The 20,336-nt window shown below is 40.9% G+C and carries 19 protein-coding genes; 15 read left to right on the top strand and 4 right to left on the bottom strand.

The features are described 5' to 3' along the window. The first annotated feature begins 151 nt into the window (after nt 1-151). The 7 genes from ABRT01_RS13990 (at nt 152) to ABRT01_RS13960 (ending at nt 7,759) form a co-directional block, all read left to right on the top strand. Nucleotides 152-1,654, top strand: coding sequence for an aminotransferase class V-fold PLP-dependent enzyme (locus ABRT01_RS13990; protein WP_269411270.1), 1,503 nt, complete (start codon nt 152-154; stop codon nt 1,652-1,654). Nucleotides 1,655-1,996: 342 nt separating this feature from the next. Continuing rightward, the gene (locus ABRT01_RS13985; protein WP_367748002.1) at nt 1,997-2,977 is read left to right on the top strand and encodes a Gfo/Idh/MocA family protein; all 981 of its coding nucleotides are present in this window, start codon (nt 1,997-1,999) and stop codon (nt 2,975-2,977) included. Between the two features lie 151 nt (nt 2,978-3,128). Then, on the top strand, nt 3,129-3,794 hold the full coding sequence (locus ABRT01_RS13980; RefSeq protein ID WP_269412453.1) for an HAD family hydrolase: 666 nt from the start codon (nt 3,129-3,131) through the stop codon (nt 3,792-3,794). Nucleotides 3,795-4,249: 455 nt separating this feature from the next. Further along, complete coding sequence (locus ABRT01_RS13975) at nt 4,250-5,065, top strand: DUF368 domain-containing protein (protein WP_269411272.1); 816 nt, start codon at nt 4,250-4,252, stop codon at nt 5,063-5,065. Between the two features lie 99 nt (nt 5,066-5,164). Beyond that, the gene (locus ABRT01_RS13970) at nt 5,165-5,485 is read left to right on the top strand and encodes a thioredoxin family protein (protein ID WP_269411273.1); all 321 of its coding nucleotides are present in this window, start codon (nt 5,165-5,167) and stop codon (nt 5,483-5,485) included. Nucleotides 5,486-5,756: 271 nt separating this feature from the next. Continuing rightward, nucleotides 5,757-6,248 carry a PH domain-containing protein gene (locus ABRT01_RS13965; protein WP_269411274.1) on the top strand — a complete coding sequence of 164 codons (492 nt, stop codon included), beginning with the start codon at nt 5,757-5,759 and terminating at the stop codon, nt 6,246-6,248. Continuing rightward, nucleotides 6,248-7,759: a PH domain-containing protein gene (locus ABRT01_RS13960; RefSeq protein ID WP_269411275.1), complete on the top strand. Its 1,512-nt coding sequence runs from the start codon at nt 6,248-6,250 to the stop codon at nt 7,757-7,759. The genes ABRT01_RS13965 and ABRT01_RS13960 overlap by 1 nt, the downstream gene beginning before the upstream one ends. A gap of 42 nt (nt 7,760-7,801) precedes the next feature. Here the strand turns inward: ABRT01_RS13960 and ABRT01_RS13955 are convergent, their stop codons facing one another. Together ABRT01_RS13955 and ABRT01_RS13950 are read right to left on the bottom strand one after the other, a co-directional pair. Beyond that, a complete protein-coding gene (locus ABRT01_RS13955; protein WP_269411276.1) occupies nt 7,802-8,449 on the bottom strand; it encodes a VOC family protein in 648 nt (215 codons plus the stop codon). Between the two features lie 126 nt (nt 8,450-8,575). Further along, entirely contained in the window at nt 8,576-9,196 is a 621-nt protein-coding gene (locus ABRT01_RS13950) for a TetR/AcrR family transcriptional regulator (protein ID WP_269411277.1), read from the bottom strand. A gap of 519 nt (nt 9,197-9,715) precedes the next feature. On the opposite strand from ABRT01_RS13950, the gene ABRT01_RS13945 reads away from it, so the two are divergent. The 3 genes from ABRT01_RS13945 (at nt 9,716) to ABRT01_RS13935 (ending at nt 11,376) form a co-directional block, all read left to right on the top strand. Beyond that, nucleotides 9,716-9,958, top strand: a complete 243-nt coding sequence (locus tag ABRT01_RS13945) for a glutaredoxin family protein (RefSeq protein ID WP_269411278.1) — start codon at nt 9,716-9,718, stop codon at nt 9,956-9,958. 104 nt (nt 9,959-10,062) lie between these two features. After that, nucleotides 10,063-10,482, top strand: a complete 420-nt coding sequence (locus ABRT01_RS13940) for a YppG family protein (protein ID WP_367747994.1) — start codon at nt 10,063-10,065, stop codon at nt 10,480-10,482. Between the two features lie 195 nt (nt 10,483-10,677). After that, nucleotides 10,678-11,376, top strand: coding sequence for an alpha/beta hydrolase (locus ABRT01_RS13935; RefSeq protein WP_269411280.1), 699 nt, complete (start codon nt 10,678-10,680; stop codon nt 11,374-11,376). A 223-nt stretch (nt 11,377-11,599) separates the two neighbouring features. Here ABRT01_RS13935 and ABRT01_RS13930 read toward each other — a convergent pair whose 3' ends face one another. Then, a complete protein-coding gene (locus tag ABRT01_RS13930; RefSeq protein ID WP_269411281.1) occupies nt 11,600-12,505 on the bottom strand; it encodes a DMT family transporter in 906 nt (301 codons plus the stop codon). A 645-nt stretch (nt 12,506-13,150) separates the two neighbouring features. On the opposite strand from ABRT01_RS13930, the gene cshA reads away from it, so the two are divergent. Further along, the gene (cshA, locus tag ABRT01_RS13925; RefSeq protein WP_269411282.1) at nt 13,151-14,632 is read left to right on the top strand and encodes a degradosome RNA helicase CshA; all 1,482 of its coding nucleotides are present in this window, start codon (nt 13,151-13,153) and stop codon (nt 14,630-14,632) included. A 45-nt stretch (nt 14,633-14,677) separates the two neighbouring features. Here cshA and ABRT01_RS13920 read toward each other — a convergent pair whose 3' ends face one another. After that, nucleotides 14,678-15,421: a rhomboid family intramembrane serine protease gene (locus ABRT01_RS13920; RefSeq protein ID WP_269411283.1), complete on the bottom strand. Its 744-nt coding sequence runs from the start codon at nt 15,419-15,421 to the stop codon at nt 14,678-14,680. Nucleotides 15,422-15,603: 182 nt separating this feature from the next. Between ABRT01_RS13920 and acpS the strand changes: the two genes are divergently transcribed. The 4 genes from acpS (at nt 15,604) to alr (ending at nt 20,192) form a co-directional block, all read left to right on the top strand. After that, on the top strand, nt 15,604-15,978 hold the full coding sequence (acpS, locus tag ABRT01_RS13915; RefSeq protein WP_269411284.1) for a holo-ACP synthase: 375 nt from the start codon (nt 15,604-15,606) through the stop codon (nt 15,976-15,978). Between the two features lie 257 nt (nt 15,979-16,235). After that, nucleotides 16,236-17,744 carry an NAD(P)H-hydrate dehydratase gene (locus ABRT01_RS13910; protein WP_367747987.1) on the top strand — a complete coding sequence of 503 codons (1,509 nt, stop codon included), beginning with the start codon at nt 16,236-16,238 and terminating at the stop codon, nt 17,742-17,744. 87 nt (nt 17,745-17,831) lie between these two features. Next, nucleotides 17,832-18,893, top strand: coding sequence for a LolA family protein (locus tag ABRT01_RS13905; protein ID WP_367747984.1), 1,062 nt, complete (start codon nt 17,832-17,834; stop codon nt 18,891-18,893). 168 nt (nt 18,894-19,061) lie between these two features. After that, complete coding sequence (gene alr, locus ABRT01_RS13900) at nt 19,062-20,192, top strand: alanine racemase (RefSeq protein ID WP_367748020.1); 1,131 nt, start codon at nt 19,062-19,064, stop codon at nt 20,190-20,192. The last annotated feature ends 144 nt before the right edge of the window (nt 20,193-20,336 follow it).

Genomic DNA, 20,336 nt, shown 5'->3' with positions numbered 1-20,336 from the left:
GTGCCTGTTGTGACGGGTGCCTGTCTTTTACCAAATGAGGTCATATGTTGGCAAATAAACAGGGTTTTAAAGACTGCTACACAAGACAAACATTTCATAAACATTCACATATATTAAACCAGAAGACTCTCGTGAAAAGGTGAATAACCATATGCTCAAGGCCAGAATCGGAAGTAACTATTATGAAATGCTCGGGGAATTGGAAACCTATTTTCAATCATTTAGAGATGGAATCATTGGGAATGACCAGGAATTTCTTTCTCCTGTTGGCAGGCAAAAGATCATCTATGGGGATTGGATGGCAAGTGGACGTCTGTATCGACCAATTGAGGATAAAATATGTGACGTGTTTGGTCCGTTTATGGCGAATACACATACGGATTCCAATGTGACAGGGGCTGTGATGACCGAGGCTTATGAAGAGGCGAAACGGGTCATCAAGGCACATGTCCATGCAAGTGAAGCGGATTGCCTTTTATTTTCCGGTGCAGGCATGACCGCTGCTATTAATAAACTGCAACGAATACTTGGATTAAGGATTCCGGAAAGATATAAAGACAAACTAAGTTTAAGTGAACAGGATACGCCTGTTATTTTCATATCGCATATGGAGCATCATTCCAATCATACATCCTGGTTGGAAACGATTGGTGATGTCTGTCTGATGGAACCTGATTCAGATGGTAATGTGAGTCCATCTGTATTGAACGAACTTTTATCTGAGTACAAAGACCGTAAACTAAAAATCGGATCATTCACAGCTTGTTCCAATGTAACAGGGATTGAAACGCCATACCATGAATTGGCAAAGGTTATGCACGCACATGACGGATATTGCTTTGTTGACTTTGCTGCATCAGCACCCTATGCAGAAATAAATATGCACCCCGAAAATGATAGTGAAGCCCTGGACGCTATCTTTTTTTCCCCACATAAATTTTTAGGCGGCCCCGGGTCAAGCGGGGTATTGATATTTAACGCCAAATTATATGCCAATAAAGTTCCCGATCATCCGGGTGGAGGAACCGTCGCCTGGACCAACCCATGGGGAGAGAAGCAATATTTCAAAGATATTGAAAGACGTGAAGATGGGGGTACACCGGGGATTATGCAGGCCATTCGGGCAGCTTTATGCATAAGGCTAAAGGAACAGATGGGGATAGAAAAAATATTAATGCGTGAACAAGAACTTGTTTCTTTAGTGCTACACCACCTAAACGCGATTCCAGAGGTCCATGTATTAGAAGGAGAAAAGACGAAACGACTGGGCATCATATCATTCAATGTGAAAAATCTTCACTATAATTTAGTTGTGAAGCTGCTGAATGACCGATTTGGCTTCCAACTGCGAGGTGGTTGTTCCTGTACCGGGACATACGGGCACTATTTGTTTTCGCTTGATCAAGAAGCATCGAAAAAAATGACGGATCTGATTGATGCTGGTGATCTATCGTTAAAGACAGGCTGGGCTCGTTTTTCCATGCATCCTACCATGACAAACCAGGAAATATATCAATTTATTTCCGCGCTTAAACAAATCATTAAAAATCAGGATGAATGGAAACAAGATTATCGATATGATCCCAAAACCAATGACTTTTACTTCATCAATCAAAGCAGGGTAGATGCGACCGAGCTATTTTCAATGGATTAGAAGCGTTAAAGCGGTTTTGGCAGTTTACAGGCCTTCTGATCCACTGGTTTGACTAAGGATAGGGTCGTTGATATCCAACGCAATATGAAAAAATTTTAAACGAAACGGATGTAATCATGTACAGCCTCATTGTTATGTTGAAGTTGTACATGATTTTTTATCATCATGAGGGGGATGAAAAAACCCCCATTGAAGGAAGTTTCACTTTATTTGGGTGGTTGTATTGCAGAAACCTGCTATAATATGGTTGAAGGTGCAGTAACAAAATCGAGATTCCGCAAGAAATGCCAGCAGAAATGAAATGTATTTCGGCGGATGAGTTAGGTAAAAGGGAGATGCCATATGAATTTTGGAACAGTCGGTACAAGCTGGATTACAGAATCTTTTATTGAAGCGGCAAAAGATACAGCTGATATGAGGCTTGCTGCGGTCTATTCGCGGTCAGAACAGAAGGCGAAACAATTTATCGAAAAGCATGGGGGAAGTAATATTTTTACAGATGTGGAAGCAATGGCAAAAAGTAAGTTGATTGATTGTGTGTACATTGCTTCACCAAATGCATTGCATTATGAACATGCAATTACGTTTTTGAAACATCGCAAGCACGTGATTTGTGAAAAACCCATGTTTTCCAATACAAAGGAACTGGAAAGTGCATATCAAATTGCTGAGGAAAATGGTGTGTTTTTAGTCGAGGCGATGCGTAACGTATATATGCCCAATCTGGTAACATTAAAGGAAAAAATGGAAAAGGCTGGACAACTGCGGAATGTTGTCTTTAATTATGCTAAATATTCTTCTCGGTATGATGCAGTTTTAAATGGTGAAGAACCCAATATATTTTCATTACAATATTCCGGTGGAGCGCTGGTAGATTTGGGTGTCTATCCAATTGCAGCGGCCATATTCTTATTTGGAGAGCCGGAACATGTTTCCTATTCCCCGGTAATCATCCGAACGGGCGTTGATGGATGTGGTACACTTGTACTAAGCTATTCAGATTTTATGTGTACCATCTTTTGTTCTAAAATTTCCACTTCATACAACTCATCCGAAATCCAAGGGGAAAAAGGAACATTTACTATTGATGATATAGGTTCGATTGCGAATATATCGTTCATTGATAATCACACTGGACAGAAACAGCAAATTGCCAATGAACATCCGGAAAAAGATATGTTTTATGAAATCGATCAGATTGTTCAAATGATCAAAACAAATAACAAGGCAGAATATAAAAAGCGGAAACAATTAAGCGCCGATGTTCTTAACATAACTGAAACAGTCAGGAGAGAGAATGGGATTGTGTATCAAAATGACTAGAGAAAAAGGGCATGTGTAAGATAAACAACTTTTGCAAGAGTATTCCCTATTTAAGAATGCTCTTTTTGTATAAATATGGAAACGAATAACCAATACACTATAGACCAACGAAGCAGTGATTCTAAAGAAAAATCCAAGGAGGCGGATGGGCATTATAAAAGCTGTCCTATTTGATTTAGACGGAACCTTGTTAAACCGGGATGAGTCAGTAAAGATCTTCATTGATAGGCAATTCGATCGACTGCATAAGCGCCTTAATCATATTCCAAAAGATAAATATATAACAAGGTTTTTGGAACTCGATGATGGCGGATATGTCTGGAAGGATAAAGTTTACCAACAACTAGTGAATGAATTTGATATGGCAGGTCTGACCTGGGAGGAATTGCTACAAGACTTTGTTAGTCAATTTCAAGATAGCTGTGTTCCCTTCCCCAACCTTATTCGTATGTTGGAAGAATTGAAAAATAAAGGCCTTGTTCTTGGAATGATTACAAACGGAAAAGGGCAGTTTCAAATGGATAATATAAGGGCTTTGGGAATCGAAAAGTACTTTGAAACGATTCTTATATCTGAATGGGCGGGAATGAAAAAGCCGGAACCTCAGATATTCGAAAAAGCCTTAGATCATCTTCATGTTTTACCCAACGAAAGTGTATTCATTGGTGACCATCCGGAAAAAGATGTAAATGCGGCCCGAAGTGTAGGGATAAAGGGCGTTTGGAAAAAGGATAATAGATGGGATCACCTTAATACAGATTCTGTAGTTGTTGATTTGGAGGAAATACCCATTATTGTAGATAAGTTAAGTATGTAAAAATCAGTATCTTATCAGGTCTCAAAAGATTGTTATTAAAAGTATAAAACTAGTCGTCGCTCCCACAATAGCTGTCTAGAGTCGTAAGTTCACGCTTACGGCTCGTTTTTATTATTAACATTCTATGTTTATCATATGCGAAAAAGATGTAAAATTACAACTATTTTAATGATGTGTGGAAAATCCTGGATGGACCAATAACGTGTTTGCAGTTAATCAAACAGCTAAAATTCGTTAAAGTGAATGAAATCCTTTGATAAAAGTTCGAATCGGTGATAATAGAGCCGACCCGTTAATATAAACTAGTACCCGCTGATTATCATAAGTCGGGTCAATGTTATCCCTAAGCCAAAGCGGTGTTTATTGTACAAATTATTTATATGAATTGCAAGGTATTTTTGGTATGATAGCTTTATGTGTAAAATGAATTTTTTATGGATAAGGAGTTTAAATGAATGGAATGGAAAAATATATACCGCGGTATACTGATGGGGGCAAGTGATGTAATCCCAGGTGTCAGCGGAGGAACAATTGCTATATTACTTGGTATTTATGATCGATTAATTATCGCGATCAATGGGATATTTAGTAAGGAGTGGAAGCGGCAGTTAAGCTTTTTAATTCCACTTGCTATTGGAGTAGGATCGGCTATATTATTATTAAGCAGATTAATAGAATGGTTGCTGGCCAATTATGCCGTCCCTACACATTTTTTCTTTTTGGGCCTCATCATTGGAATTTTGCCATATTTGCTCCACCAGGCAGATGCTAGGAGAACATTTCGGGTCAATCATTATGTTTTGCTAGTTATCGGGGCTGTTCTCATCGGGTCGTTGGTATTTCTGCATGCCGGGAATTCCGACGTTATCACCAACATGACAACTTCAACATATATTCTATTATTCTTTTCCGGTTTTCTTGCCAGCAGTGCAATGATTTTACCGGGGATTAGTGGTTCATTCATGCTTCTTGTCATCGGTGTTTACCCAACAGTTATTGGAGCTGTTAGTCAATTGCGGTTGGATGTGCTCGTTGTCACTGGTGTGGGGATTGTCGCAGGAATTGTGATTATGAGTAAAATCATTCGTTACTTTTTGGATCGTTTCGGACTTTATACGTTTGCCATCATTATTGGCTCGGTCATTGGCTCGATTGTTGTGGTTTTCCCGGGATGGCCAGCTACAATGCCACTTTTATTACTTAGTATGCTGACCTTTGTTATCGGGTTATTGGTTGCATATTTTCTTGGTCGTGTGGAATATACGGATTAACATGCTTATTGGGAACACGCACTTAAAGCAAACCATAAGACAATTGTGCCTATAAGCTTTACAATAATGATAAGTGGTACAAAAGGAGGGCTTGGCCGTATGAAAAAAATTGCAAGCGAACAGGAATTTAACGAAATCATTCAAAGCGAGAAACCAGTTATCATCAAATTCTTCGCTGATTGGTGCCCGGATTGCAAACGGATGGATATGTTTATCGGTGAAGTGATGGATGAATTCAGCCAATATGATTGGTATGAGATTAATAGTGACGAGGTTAAAGGAATAGCTGAGAAATATGAAGTCATGGGCATTCCCAGCATTTTGATTTTCCAAAATGGTGAAAAACTCGCCCATCAACATAGTGCATATACGAAGACACCTGAATCGGTAACAGAATTTCTGCATGAACAACTCGGGTGATGATCGTTACAAAAGGCTGATCGGGTAACCGGTTGGCCTTTTGTTGAATCCAGCGAACAGGGATATCGATCAAACGCATTGTAATATCGACCAGATAGCGGGGATATCAACCAAGTGTAGAAAATTATCGACCCAAAACTGTGAATATCAACCAACATAACTCAATATCGACCAAAATTTGCACAATATCAACCACTTATGAAACTTTTTCGCTCTTACCATCGTACTACCTTTATATATAGCAAAGCATGACATAAAAGGATGATACAGCATGACAACAATCCCCCAGCCGGAAAATCAAATTTCCAAAGATGCCATTACCGTTTGGCGGATCACTAATATCACTGTAGACGCGATCGCATTGGTTATTTTGATCGGACTGCTTTGGGCGGGAATCCACTTTAACTGGTTTCACTGGATTATAGTCATTCTTTGGATTCTCATTGGATTGACGATCATTTTTGCAATATGGGATGTGTTGATCGAGCCAAGATTACTCTATAAATACTGGCGGTTTGGAATAACGGAAGAATTTGTCCAACTCAAACATGGGGTATTTTCCCATAAATATATTGTAATTCCCATGACAAAAATTCAATACGTCGAAGCAACGCAAGGACCGCTGTTGCGCAAATACGGATTATATACGATAACTGTCGGGACAATGCGGTCTTCGCATGCCATTCCAGCACTGCCCGAAACACAAGCATTTCTTCTGCGTGACAGTATAGCTGAACGGGCAAGACTGAAGGAGGAAGAATAATGCAGCCCAGGCGAATGCATCCGATGAAAATTATATTCTCCTTCATCCATACATTGCGTAATAGTTTTGTGATCATCCTATATTTGTTTATTATTAATTTTAATGATGCTTCAACATTTATCAAGATTGCCCGTTATGTGTTTCTTGCCTTCCTTCTCTATCGACTGGTGGCACTTGCAATTGATTGGTGGAAAACAACATATGGCATTCAAGACGGCGCCATTCATATATATCGTGGCTGGTTTAAGAGGACTGATAATCGGGTACCAATCGAACGGGTGCAGAATGTGGAATGGCATACACCGTTTTACTATCGCATGTTTCACCTGACATCATTATCCTTGCAAACAAGTGCAACGGAAAAAGAGGCATCCGTCAAGTTTGAAGCGGTGAAACAAACGGTTGCCGAGCAAATTGAACAGCTTGTGTTGCACAAACAGGAAGCATTAAAAAAACAGCAAGACATCCCGGAAGACGACACCGAATCCATAAATAACCAGACAGAGCAAACAGAAATGGCGACAACAAACTCAAATACACCTGATGCACGTCAGGTTCATTTTCAGCCAACGCGCCGGGAATTATGGAAAGCATCTTTTCTGTCATTCAGTTTTTTAGCGTTTATCCCGATTCTGGCTGCTGGTTATCACGAGATCGATGAGGTGGTTGATGTCGATGAACAAGCCAAGGGTTTTTTCACCTTTTTAACCAGCTCATGGGTGATCATGCTTTGTGTCATCATTCTGTTTGCAATGTTTGCGATCGCCTTTGGAATCATTCGTACTTTTTTAAAGTATGGCCAATATGAAATAGCCTCGGATCAGGAACGGATTTATATTCGCAGTGGCACATTGAGCAGAAGAATGTTTGTTATCCGCAAAAATAATGTTCAAGCCATTCAAATTACGCAAAATCCGCTGAAAAAGCTGCTTGGGCTATTGGAAATTAACTTGCTGAGTGCCGGGAGTGAGGAAGAGGAGTCTGAAGAAGTACATTCGTTATATCCATTCCTTCCTCAAGGACGTGCGGAGGAATTGTTAGAAGAGTTGTTGCCGGATTTTCAAATGAAAGAGGAAGCTGCTATGAACAAACTGCCCCGTAGTGCCTTGTTAATCAGGTTATTGAGGGTCCCATGGGTGTGGATTATCGCAACGATCCTCATTGTCTGGTTCAAGCCAACATGGTGGTGGATCTCGCCGGCTATTTTCCTGCTCACTTATATCAGTCGTGTTTTTGACTATCGCAATACGCGTTTTTTACTTGATGGAGAGTTTATTCAATTGAAAACAGGCGGTTTATGGTCAACTGTATTCGTGACCAACCGGAAAAAGGTGATTGAAGCAGAAGTAGTGTGTACAATAGTGCAGCAGCGATTCGGACTGGCAACTATTCAAACAATTAATCGTACCAAACCCGTGCATGCAGAAGAATTGAAAGATGTTCCATTAGAAACGGCACATACATTTATAAAGTGGTATCAGGAGCGGTATAAAGAGATCAAAGTCGAATAATGATACGGCGAAAGGGAGAAGGGATGTACGCCACATCCCTTTTCAGACTAAATCAAAATGCAATTTGGCATCGTCAGTAAAGCGTATTTTGCAATTTTGCAAGGCAAGCAGACTCTTGTTCAGCTTCCTTGGTTTCAATTGATAAATTCGTGCAAATGTATCTCGATCGACCCCATTATAATGGATCGTGTTGATCGTTTGGATATTTAACAGACTTGTTTCAGGATATGCATCATTCGGGTTTTCCCACTCAATTAGGAACGGGAGCATTTCTTCCGTATAATTGTACATTGGGAACAGCATCCGCCATTTTAAAACCGTTCCATCCGGTTTGGTGCGCTCACCGGCAAATGGCCCACTATACGGGATGCGTTCGTTTTGAAAATGGGTCACATACTCATCCATTTGACTCGTTCTAAGCGCGAATTGGAACGGACCGGGCGATTCATTTTCAATGGTATGGACAAAATGCTGAATAAGCGGGTTTTCCGCCTGTTTTGCCTTAGACAGATCAGTGACTCCAAGCCATTCCAAATAACTGTCATTGGAAAAATAGGACAAGTAATTATATGTCCCCCAGTCGGCGTGCTCGCCACCTTTGATCGCTTTGATGGTGAATTGATTCCCGTATTCAGCACTTGCTGTTTCGGCGTTAATTCCCGCTATTACGATATGATCCAATGCTAACATGTCATATCCCTCCCCGGTTGTTTTATATGGATTTTGAACACCACTATAAATTGCGTATTTTATTCATTATAGTTTCTGATGACTATTTTGCAATATATTTGTTTGCCCGAATCATCCTTGGTAAATTCATTTTTGGTCCTGTTTACAAAGCCCATGTTTCAGCAGATCAATTTCTTTCAAAAAGTTTGTCATAGCCATGTCATACGATAACTCTCTGGCAAAACTAAGCACAAGATTATGGAAGATGACAGCAATTAAGATTTGTATGATGTGAAATAAATCACTTTTATCCGAAATGCACAAGTTGCGTGTGTTTATAATATCCTTGATTTCGGTAATTTGTTTTAACCTTTCTTTGCTGAAATTACCCGTAAATGTACGCTCCATTTTATAGTTCATATTTAAAAAGGCGTTTTTAAAGAAGTCGCGATTTTCCCGGGTTTGAAAGTTTTCCAACATGGATTGATATATAACGGTAGCAGTATCAAAAATGTCTCCCTCCGCCTGCCTGAGACAAGAGATGAATTTTCTTGCTTGTATTTTTCCGTAAAGCTCTAATACATAATAAAACGCATCTTCTTTATCGTAAAAATATTGATAGAAGCTCCCTCTGGGTATATCAGCAGCTTTGACGATATTGGTAATCGAGGCTTCGTGCAGGGATACTCTGGAAAATTCCTTTTTTACTGCTTGAATAAGTATTTGCCGTTTTTCTCTTGGCAAATTATAAAAGGTCGCTTTTGGCATCCATATTCCCTCAATTCCTGATAAAATGACATGTTGTCACAATAAACAATGCACTCATTATAAATGACATCTTGTCACAAGTCAATTTTAACGAAGAAATGCGAATGTGCCTGGGACATGTCTGCTAAAACCGCAACAGTCAACTGACCCATCTTGTAGCCCGGCTTATGGACATTGATAAAGTGAATATGTTGGTCTACGCAGGTAATATATGCACTATCACATCAAAGAAGTTCCGCTGCGTGTGATCTTTATCACAGCGAATCTGATAAAAAGGCGATAAGATAATAGTGGGATCTGGGATGTCTCTGCTTTATTATTACCATAATCGTGCAAGCTGGTACGTTAGCTTGCCATTTTACGAAAGCAAAACCACTACCTGGGGGGGAGTGGTTTTGCTTTTTTGTATGGGGTTTTTAGGCGGTTTGAACTAATATTTGAAATATAATTGTAATAGTTGCGTTTAAACATGATGGATCGTGGGTATGAACAAAATAAAGATATCCAGGAGGGACAGGGATGAGCACAAAGCATGTTATGGTATATATCAACAATAGTAATAAGCGATCCAAATTGTTGGATCAATTGGACGAATGGAAGATTGATTATCAAACAAGAAACGTTACCGAACACCCGGAATACTTAAAGGAGCTGCAGGAAAAAGGCATATATGGAACACCTGTGACGTTTATTAACGGGGATCCCATTTTAGGTTTTCAAAAAGAGAAAATGAAGGATAGGCTGGGGCTGCGCTTTCAATAGATGAATGGCAAAAAAGGGATACGAATCACGGTTGTCAACATGAACAGATGCAGGCTGATTGCATAAACTATAAATGATAAAAGTGATAAAGAGGTGTTACTTAAATGTTTGCGAGTCCCTTTTTTTATCGGTCACCATATAATGTATATAATGAATTTCAGGATTATAATCAGATGAATCCTTATAACCAAACATGGCAATCCCAGCAATTTCCTCCCGTACCCCCGCCCCAAACGCAGACACCATTTGACTACTTTTCAAAGCCGCCACAACCAACAAATTGGTATATGTCCAACCAGGGGCAACAGGCAAATTGGCCTCCTCCGGCAAATCAGGGACAGTCCATGAATGCTCCTTATCCGCCGCCAAAACAAAATGGTCTTCTCGCTTATTTTCAAGATAAGGATGGGCATGTAGATTTGGATAAAATGTTTTCGACGGTTGGTCAATTTGCAAACACATTCCAGCAAATTACACCTGTTGTCAAGCAGGTTGGATCCTTTATGAAGAACCTTCGTGTGTAGCGGAGTCAAGAAAATGCCGGTCATAAATAAGCTGATTCTTGTCCTGTTTATCAGCTTATTTACATAGTGAAAAATCAGCAACCGTGGTATATAACAGCTTGAAAGGGAGAGCGTAAGTACATGGAAAGGAGAAACATCTTCATTTGTGTCGTGTGATAAGACCTGTATGCAATAATAGTTTGAAGGAGAATGGAAATGATTGGTTGCTTAATCATTCATGGCTATACAGGCGGTCCCTATGAAGTTGATCCATTGGCCGCTTATTTAAAGGAGAATACGAACTGGCAAGTGGAAGTCCCAACACTGCCGGGGCATGGCAAAAATTTAAGTTTAACAGAAGAAAATGTTTCCCATGAACGGTGGATTCAGGCTGCCGAGCAAAAACTGCAGGCCATGCTTGAGAAGTATGAGGATCTTTATTTGATTGGGTTCTCAATGGGCGGGATGATTGCTTCCTACTTAGCCGCAAAATATCATGTAACGAAATTGGTATTATTGGCGCCAGCGGGAAAATACTTGTCATGGAAACAACTATTTTCAGATGTTGTTGAAGTGATGATTGATGGCTGCCGGGGAACATTGAACAAAAATAAATTATATCTGCATTATAAACGAAAACTCGGGGCTATTCCTTTTAAAGCTAATGTGGAATTCTTGAAATTGGTTCGGTTTACAAAGCCATATTTAAAAGAAATTGACACCCCGGTACTGATCGCACAAGGGCAACAAGATGGAATGGTTCCATATAAAACAGCTTACTATTTGGAAAAGGAAATGACATCCAGGCAAAAAGAAGTTGTTTTTTTTGACCAGTCAAAACATCTCATCTGTTTGGGAGATGACAAAGATGCGTTGAATACCATCGTATATGACTTTCTGACAACGGATGAATGATCAACTCCTGATCATTATTCAAACAAGGTACAGTCAAAAATTTCTTTGACTGTACCTTGTTCTCTTCAAAGGATGTCAAAAAGTCCGGTAAAAGTAATACATCGAATTTCTTCATAATGAGATGGAAACAATCACCAATGTTGGAAATACGACCTAATTCAGTAATACAGTCCAAATTGAACAAAATACAATCCGGAACCTAATCTTTACCCTGGCTGCTGGCCTATTTTTTCCCGGAAATCGTTACCCTGCGTTTTCTTGATGTACTCATGATAAATAAAAACAGGCCAAAGATTACTATCGTTCCACCCAGCCATTGGGAGGGTGTCACCTTCTCGTCAAGTATCAAATAGGCGAGAAGGGAGGCTCCGATTGGTTCAAAGACAATTCCCATGGAAATGGTTGCTGAACTCAACCATTTTAATGCCCAATTAAATAATGTATGGCCGAAGAATGTCGGGATAATCGCCAGCGCCAAAAAGATCCACCAATGTTCAGGTGAGTAGCCCAAAAACGGGTTATGTAACAACAGATTATAAATAATTAACGTAATGGCACCGATGCCATAGATAATAAAGGTATAGGGCATGATTGACAGACGTCTTCTTGCTTGTTGTCCAAGCAGCAAATAGACAGTGATGGCAACTGCGCCAATCAAAGCAAGCATATCACCGAATAACGCCGTTCCACTTAGCTGAAAGTCCCCCCAGCTAATAATGAAGCTTCCCATCAAAGTAATGACCATGCTAATAATAGCACCTTGAGAAAATCGTTCTTTAAAAAAGATATAAGTGCCAATAAAAGTAAATATGGGCTGAAGTGATACAAGTGCAACCGAGCTTGCGACAGATGTATAATTCAAGGACTCAAACCAGATGATAAAATGAAACGCCAAACAAATACCGGCAAAAATGGAGAGAATCCAGTCCTTTTTTTCGATGTAATGAAATTCATGTCTGCGCTTAAAAAGGACATATGGAGCCAGCAAAATAAATGTGAACAACAAGCGGTAATTGGCAATAATAGCAGTGGGTACACCTTCTGCCAATTTCACTAAAACTGCTGAGGTTGATACGGCGATAACACCGATGCCAACGACTATGTATGGATTAAATGGGGGTATACGCATGTTAAGTTAAGTCTCCTTGTTCGCTCGTGAAGATTAATACTGAGTACATTTTACCATGTTCGTATGAAAAAATCACGAAGGAGTAGATAATGCATTGACAAATGTGTTATGATGAAATAACTGTTATTTTGCATGAATTTCTGAGTGAGAGGCTCATTCTTCACAGGAAGGATGCCTTTTTTAGAGTAAGAAAAGTATTAAACATGAAACTGTACAATTCAGGAAAAGCAAAGTTGGTCAGTGTCTGTTTTTTGTTCTTTAAAGTAAGCCATTCACTGATGCTACTTGTGAAACAAACGTTCAAAAGGCTGAAAAACATGACTGTTCCAGGTCAGAAGCAATTTTATCCTTTTGAACATCCCATATATATGCTTTTCTTATGGTAAATAGATAAGTGCTTGAAGAGTTACGAATTGGATCATGAAGTTCGAGGCGCACAAGCGGAGAAAGATATTACCGCCTGCTTTTGGTGTCTTTTGTATAACCTTTGTCAATCAAAAGAGCTAAGTCGACATCCTTGCATTGTGTTCCTTGTATCTAACTGTTCATATGGAACTTTTGAACATCCTCTTTTAGGGACAACAATAGCACTTACACTTTATTCATGCGGATAAACTTTAAGTAAAAAAGGAGTAGACTATTAAGGTGACAACATTTTATGATTTAGGTGTTTCGCAACCAATTATGAAAGCTTTGGAAAAAATGGGCTTTGAAGAATCGACACCAATACAAGCAGAGACGATCCCGCTGGCAATGCAAGGTAAAGATGTCATCGGCCAGGCTCAAACAGGTACAGGTAAAACCGCGGCATTTGGCATCCCGATGATTGAAAAAATTGACAAGTCTGTCCGGAAAATCCAAGGGCTGGTCGTCGCACCTACCCGGGAATTGGCTATCCAAGTTGCCGAAGAAATCAACCGATTAGGGAAATTCAAAGGGCTTCGTACACTGCCTGTATATGGTGGGCAGCACATGGAACGACAAATTCGGGCATTAAAAGATGGGCCGCATATCGTTGTCGCAACACCAGGCCGCCTGCTTGATCATATGCGCAGAAAGACAATTCATATTGATCATGTAACAACGGCCGTACTGGATGAAGCGGATGAAATGCTTAACATGGGATTCATCGAGGATATTCGGGAAATTTTAAAAGGGATCCCGGAAGATAGACAAACCCTGTTGTTTTCCGCAACCATGCCAAAGGAAATTCGTGAAATTGCGACACATTTGATGAAGAACCCGGAAGAAATCAAAGTGAAGGCAAAAGAAATGACGGTCGAAAATATCGATCAATATTTTATTGAGGTTCCGGAAAAATATAAATTTGATACGCTTACCAATCATTTGGATATTAATGGACCGGATTTGGCGATTGTGTTCAGCCGGACGAAAAAACGGGTCGATGAAATTACGGAAGGATTGCAGGCACGCGGATTTCGTGCTGAAGGAATCCATGGAGATCTAACCCAGGGTAAACGGATGTCTGTATTAAATAAGTTTAAAAACGGCCGTGTAGAGGTGTTGGTGGCAACCGATGTAGCTGCACGCGGACTTGATATCTCAGGGGTTACCCATGTATATAATTTTGATATACCGCAAGACCCGGAAAGCTATGTACACCGGATTGGCAGGACTGGCCGTGCGGGTAAAACCGGCGAAGCAATTTCCTTTATTACGCCACGGGAGATCGCTCACTTGCATTTGATTGAAAAGACGACAAAAAGCAAAATGAAGCGAATTATGCCGCCATCAGGTCAGGACGCATTGCGCGGACAGCAGCAGGTTGCCGTGGACAAGCTTTTGAAGACGATTGAGAATAAGGATCTAAAGGCGTATCATGAGACTGCCAATGAACTATTGCAGGATCATGATTCAATCACGGTTATTGCAGCAGCGTTGAAATTGCTGACAAAAGAGCGACAAAACACGCCTGTACGGATATCGTCCATCCAGCCAGTCAGTGTGAAAAAAGCACAACGAGGCAAGGATAATGCAAATAGAGGGAACAAGCGCAACTTCTATGGCAAACGTAATCAAGGCGGGCGTGGCAAAGGCGGACGTAATCAATATAGCAGCCGCAATCGCAAAGGAAACTACCAAAAACACCATAGCCGTAATAATTAATGACATATAAAAAAGCTCCCTTACAAGGGGAGCTTTTTTATACATTTAACGCATGAATCTGCTAAATAGACCAAGGATTACCAGGATAATAAGAATGACCCAGAACACTTTTTTCCCCGTTTCATTTGGTAACCGTCGTCTTTTATATGGTGCCCCACCTGCATGTCTTCGTGGTTGCGGGGTAGTGAACGGGACGGTACGATATATTACCAGCCGGGCAACAGCAAAACCGCCGATAAAGCCAAAGATATGGGCATACATATTAATCCCCGGTTGTATAAATGTCATGATTAGACCAATCACAAAGATAACCAGAATGATCTGGGCATTTGCGCGGTCAATTAAATCTTTACGAAATACAACCATATAGACATAGATTCCAAATAAACCATATATGGCTCCGGACGCACCGACATAAGAATAGAAAGCAGTCGGATTAATCAGGTATGTAGCCAGGTTACCAATAAAACCGGCAATCAGATAGGCCAGGATAAATTTACCCTTTCCCAGCATTTGTTCAAGGGCAGGTCCAAATAATACCAAAGCAAATGAATTAAAAATGGTATGCATGAATCCATTGTGCAGAAAGATTGCTGTTAACAGACGCCAATATTCCCCTTGATGGATAAATAGATTGTTTCCTGCTCCCCATTGAAAGAGCCTGATGCCAAATGGCAGATGTAACAGCTCAATAATGACCCATAAGGCTAAATGAATGATAACTAAGGTAGAGACAACAGGATAAAATTGCATGAAATCTTTTATACTTTTTTCTGTACGTATGAACATTGGTAATCTCCTCAAGGAAAGTTTTTAAAAAATGAATGATCGGGTATTATTATTGTAAGCGTCCATTTTACATAGTATGACCAGTTTTTAGCTTACTAAAATTGGATGACAGGTTGCAAGCACAAAGACGCTGGACTGAATTCTTATAAATGGAATGACATCAACATAAAGAGGTGTAGCGGTTGATCAGGGGTATTGGGCTGGATATGATTGAACTATCCCGAATCCGGCGAAATATTGAGCGAGATTCGGGGTTAATCGAACGTGTTTTAACGGATAAAGAACAAGACAAGTTGCATTCGTTTACGAGCATATCGAGAAAAACCGAGTTTCTTGCTGGTAGATTTGCTGCCAAAGAGGCGTTCGCCAAAGCAGTGGGCACCGGCATTGGAGATTTAAGTTTTCATGATATAGAAGTATTAACAGGGAGTGCGGGTGCTCCTGAAATAACAGTTAAAGGGTATGATGATGTACATGTGTTTATATCGATTACTCATACAAAGGAGTATGCTGCGGCACAGGTTGTCATAGAAGAAGTTGTTCAAAAACTCCGGTGAAAATGACATGCCCCTTCAAAAGGGGTATGCCGACGCCTGAGCGCAAGCCCGTTTTTAGTCGGCCTTCCTTTGAAGAAGTTCGTTGGCTTGCTTTTCCGCTCCTCATGTACCTTTTATGTACACTCCGGTGCTCAAAGCTACGCCGCCTTGAACTGCTCGGTCCTTTTCATCCTCGTTTTTGAACACTCACTAGAGGATAAAAAGCATAATCGATGAGGTTGTCTCATATATTTTAGTGCGGGTAGGAGGGAACGAAATTGTATATTGTCACCGCAAAAGAAATGTACGAATGGGATCATTGCACGATAGAAGAAATAGGGATGGACGGGCGGTTATTAATGGAAAATGCGGGACGTGCCATCGCAAGCCGGGTAATGAAAATCATAAAAAGTCAAGACCAAATCACTGTGTTTGTCGGTAAAGGGAATAATGGTGGAGATGGGTTTGTTATTGCACGCACACTTTTGAATCTAAACTATAACATTACGGTCGTCCAAATCGTTCCAGATGAAAAAATAACAGAAGAAGCAGCTTATCATAAGCAATTATTTCTAAACATTGGTGGTCATATGACCGTAACCCGTGATCCAGAAGCGATTGCTGAATTGGTTGGTCAATCAGATGTGGTTATTGACGCGATGATTGGAATCGGGGTGCATGGGCCACTAAGAGAGCCAGTTGCATCCATTGTTTCGACAATTAATAAAAAAGCGGCATGCATTATTGCGATAGACATTCCAACTGGGCTGCCAGCCGATGAAGGTGTAACAAATTTTTCAGCTATTCAAGCGGATTATACATTTGTAATCGAAGCAGCAAAAATGAGCATGTTTCTTCAGCACACAGCACCCTATTACGGGGCGTGGGAAGTCGTTTCCATTGGGATACCGGTAAATAAGCTGGCAGGCGATCTGCAATGTAAGATTTGGGAGCAGCGTTGTTTTCGACAGACATTGCCAAAGCGAGATCCATACGCGCATAAAGGGAGTCATGGGAAAGGACTCGTTATTGGCGGCTCCAGCGTAATGCCAGGTTCGATTGCCATGACGGCCAAGGCTGCATTAAGAGCAGGTGCAGGGCTGCTCACGATTGGGACAACAGGTGAAGCCATTGTGCCCATTGCTCCGACATGTCCGGAAGCTACTTATTTGAAGCTGGATCATTCCAATGAATCGATATCGCTGGATCATTTTGATGCAATTGCTATTGGCATGGGCCTGGGACGTGGGCGTTTTGCCGAGAAATTGGTGATGCAGATGGTGCAAACAGCAAATGTTCCGCTGGTAATCGATGCTGATGGATTGTTTCATGTCAAAACAGATTTGTCCATGCTGGCGAAACGATCCCAGCCAACCATTGTGACCCCTCATCCTGGTGAAATGGCTATGCTTTTAGGGATAGCCATACCTGAACTCTTGGTCAAACCTTTTCATTATGCCCGGGAATTTGCATCAAGTTACCAAACCTATGTCGTGTTGAAAGGGAAGCATACCATTATTACCGCGCCAAATGGGCAACAGGCGGTGAATCAAACCGGAAATCAAGGCCTTGCCAAAGGTGGAAGTGGTGACGTATTGTCCGGAATTGTATTGGCGATGCTGATGCAGCATGAACATACATTTGCGGCATTATGCAATGCTTGTTTCATCCACGGTGCCGCCGCTGATATCCAAGTAGAAAAGAATCATTCTTATTATGATTTACTGGCGACTGATGTGATCGATGGTATCCCTGACGTATACCGTACATTTCTTAAAAAGCAGTGACACGTTCTCTTTGTCCTGTTGAAAGAAAACTGGAGGCGTAATCGATGTTGCGCCTTTGTTCTGAAACAAGACAAGGGAGATATGTCCATGAAGAAGATTGTTAGTGTTTGGTTAGTTGTTGTCTTTGGCCTGATTACGTTACTTGTTGCCTGTGGGGAAAAATCCCAGGAAGATGTCATAAAAAAATTGGACGATAAAGTTTCAACCATGGATGGCTATAAGACAAAAGCGAAAATGAAAATGAACACCGGCCAGGACAGTCAAACATATCAAATTGATGTTTGGCATAAGAAAAAAGAATACTATCGGGTGGCATTAAAGAATGATCAGGATAAAAAAGGAAATCAAATCATCCTAAAAAATAAAGATGGCGTGTTTGTTCTGACGCCGGCATTGGATAAAAGCTTTAAATTTCAAACAGACTGGCCGGATAATAGCAGCCAGCCGTATCTTTTTAAATCACTTGTAAATGATATTAAGGAAGATACAGATGCTACATTCAAGGTTAGTGACTCCAATTATATATTCCAGACAAAAACCAACTATCAAAGCAACAATAATTTGCCATATCAAGAAATTTATTTTGATAAAAAGACATATGCGCCTAAGTTGGTAAAAGTATTGGATAAGGACAAGAAACCGCTGGTTGAAGTGAAATTTTCCGGATTTGACATGAAGCCAAATTTGCAGGAGAAAGATTTTGCCATGGATAACAATATGAGCTCTGGTACGGCTGAAGCACCTGTCTCCGGTGATAAGAATCAGAACTCGGACACCGAGAAGCAGACGGATGCCAACAAGACGAAGACAGAATCATTCAAGGTAGCACTTCCATTAGAAATGGCTGGGGCAGAGCTTTCCGAACAAAAAGAAGTGGAAACAGCGAATGGGAAACGAGTGATTATGACTTATACCGGAGAAAAGAATTTCACCTTGATTGAGCAGCAGGCAGAAGTTGAGCAAACATTAGCTGCTCCCCAGGAAGTAAGAGGCGATATTGTTAATCTTGGACATTCTATTGGAGCACTTTCCGATAGTGCGATTCAATGGAACAATGATGGGATGAACTTTTATCTGGCAAGTGAGGACTTGACAAAGGAAGAGTTAATTGATGTTGCGAAATCAGTCCAAGGCAAAGCAGTGAAGTAGAATGATCGCTTGTAAGCAGATTCTTCTGGAGAGGAGGTCTGCTTTTCTCTTATCAAAATTTCTTGACAGGCACATAAGAAAACGAAATAATTGGGACACAGGGACGGCTCTCCTGTCCCGCGGGACAGGAGAACCGTCCCTGTGTCCCAAAGGAAGGAATGGTGTATGATGCAAGAGAAAGTGCACTACCGGGAGACATGGGCGGAAGTGAATTTGGATGCAATTGGTTACAATGTACAGCAAATGAAGCAAAAATTACCTGAAGAAACGAAAATGTTCGCTGTAGTAAAAGCGGATGGGTATGGTCATGGGGCCGTGGAAGTTGCCAAACGTGCGCTCAAAGCGGGTGCAGATGCATTGGCTGTCGCGCTTTTGGAGGAAGCGTTGGAGCTTAGAGAAGCAGGTATAACAGTGCCTATTCTGGTATTTGGCTGGGTTGCCCCGGAGGATACCCCGATTGCTGCTGATCATCAACTTACTCTGACATTCTTTCAAAAGGAGTGGATGGAGCAAGTGAAATTGTACCAGTTTGCCCAGCCGCTTAAACTAAACATGAAATGGGACACTGGCATGGGCAGGGTAGGAATTCGTACAGAAACCGAATTAGAGGAGTTAGTCGACGAATTGGCCGATGCGCCAAACGTTCGGTTAACCGGCATCTATACCCATTTTGCCACAGCAGATGAACAAGATTTGACCTATTTCAAACGACAGCAAGCAAGATTTCAATCGCTATGGCAGACATTTCACAAACGATGGCGGTCACCTGTGGCGATTCATATAGGAAATAGCGCTGCATCGATTCGCTTTCCTGATGACATGTATCATTTTATTCGGTTTGGCATTGCCATGTATGGTTTATACCCGTCAGAAACCGTGAAACAAGAAGATATGATTGACTTAAAGCAAGCATTTTCGCTACATAGCCGGCTCATTCATGTGAAGCAAATAGATGCCGGTGAATCCGTTAGTTACGGTGCAACCCATACAGCGGAAAAACCGGAATGGATTGGTACGATACCAATCGGGTATGCTGATGGTTGGATTCGTAAGCTACAGGGGTTTGAAGTATTGGTTGGTGGAAAACGCATGCCGATTGTTGGAAGAATTTGTATGGATCAAACGATGATTCATTTGGACAAGGAATATCCAATCGGGACAAAGGTAACACTAATCGGCAAACAGGGCAATGATGCAATCAGCATGGATGAAGTCGCCCGTTACCTGGACACGATTAATTATGAGATTCCCTGTAACATCGGCAAACGGGTGCCAAGAATTTATGTAACCGAAGAATGATTCAATAAGCTTGTCTTTTACCACAAGATGGTATAATTTTGATAAAATAAAATAAGTATAATAATACAAGCCTTATAAGTGCGTGTTCAAAAAGGAGGATAAAAAGGACCGAGAAGTTCTAGGCGGCGTAGCTTTGAGCACCGG

This window comes from Lentibacillus sp. L22 (assembly GCF_040812445.1).
Taxonomy (GTDB): domain Bacteria; phylum Bacillota; class Bacilli; order Bacillales; family Amphibacillaceae; genus Lentibacillus_C; species Lentibacillus_C daqui.
Note: the sequence above shows the minus strand (reverse complement) of the source record. Positions and strands in the feature narration are given on the sequence as shown.

Bases quoted from the DNA above. Each gene is read 5' to 3' on its own strand.
- ABRT01_RS13945 (WP_269411278.1), top strand. From the start codon at position 9,716: ATGAGCACAAAGCATGTTATGGTATATATCAACAATAGTAATAAGCGA.
- ABRT01_RS13965 (WP_269411274.1), top strand. From the start codon at position 5,757: ATGACAACAATCCCCCAGCCGGAAAATCAAATTTCCAAAGATGCCATT.
- ABRT01_RS13920 (WP_269411283.1), bottom strand. From the start codon at position 15,421: ATGTTCATACGTACAGAAAAAAGTATAAAAGATTTCATGCAATTTTAT.
- ABRT01_RS13970 (WP_269411273.1), top strand. From the start codon at position 5,165: ATGAAAAAAATTGCAAGCGAACAGGAATTTAACGAAATCATTCAAAGC.
- ABRT01_RS13955 (WP_269411276.1), bottom strand. From the start codon at position 8,449: ATGTTAGCATTGGATCATATCGTAATAGCGGGAATTAACGCCGAAACA.
- alr (WP_367748020.1), top strand. From the start codon at position 19,062: ATGCAAGAGAAAGTGCACTACCGGGAGACATGGGCGGAAGTGAATTTG.
- ABRT01_RS13990 (WP_269411270.1), top strand. From the start codon at position 152: ATGCTCAAGGCCAGAATCGGAAGTAACTATTATGAAATGCTCGGGGAA.
- ABRT01_RS13905 (WP_367747984.1), top strand. From the start codon at position 17,832: ATGAAGAAGATTGTTAGTGTTTGGTTAGTTGTTGTCTTTGGCCTGATT.
- ABRT01_RS13960 (WP_269411275.1), top strand. From the start codon at position 6,248: ATGCAGCCCAGGCGAATGCATCCGATGAAAATTATATTCTCCTTCATC.
- ABRT01_RS13935 (WP_269411280.1), top strand. From the start codon at position 10,678: ATGATTGGTTGCTTAATCATTCATGGCTATACAGGCGGTCCCTATGAA.
- ABRT01_RS13950 (WP_269411277.1), bottom strand. From the start codon at position 9,196: ATGCCAAAAGCGACCTTTTATAATTTGCCAAGAGAAAAACGGCAAATA.
- ABRT01_RS13930 (WP_269411281.1), bottom strand. From the start codon at position 12,505: ATGCGTATACCCCCATTTAATCCATACATAGTCGTTGGCATCGGTGTT.
- ABRT01_RS13940 (WP_367747994.1), top strand. From the start codon at position 10,063: ATGTTTGCGAGTCCCTTTTTTTATCGGTCACCATATAATGTATATAAT.
- ABRT01_RS13975 (WP_269411272.1), top strand. From the start codon at position 4,250: ATGGAATGGAAAAATATATACCGCGGTATACTGATGGGGGCAAGTGAT.
- ABRT01_RS13985 (WP_367748002.1), top strand. From the start codon at position 1,997: ATGAATTTTGGAACAGTCGGTACAAGCTGGATTACAGAATCTTTTATT.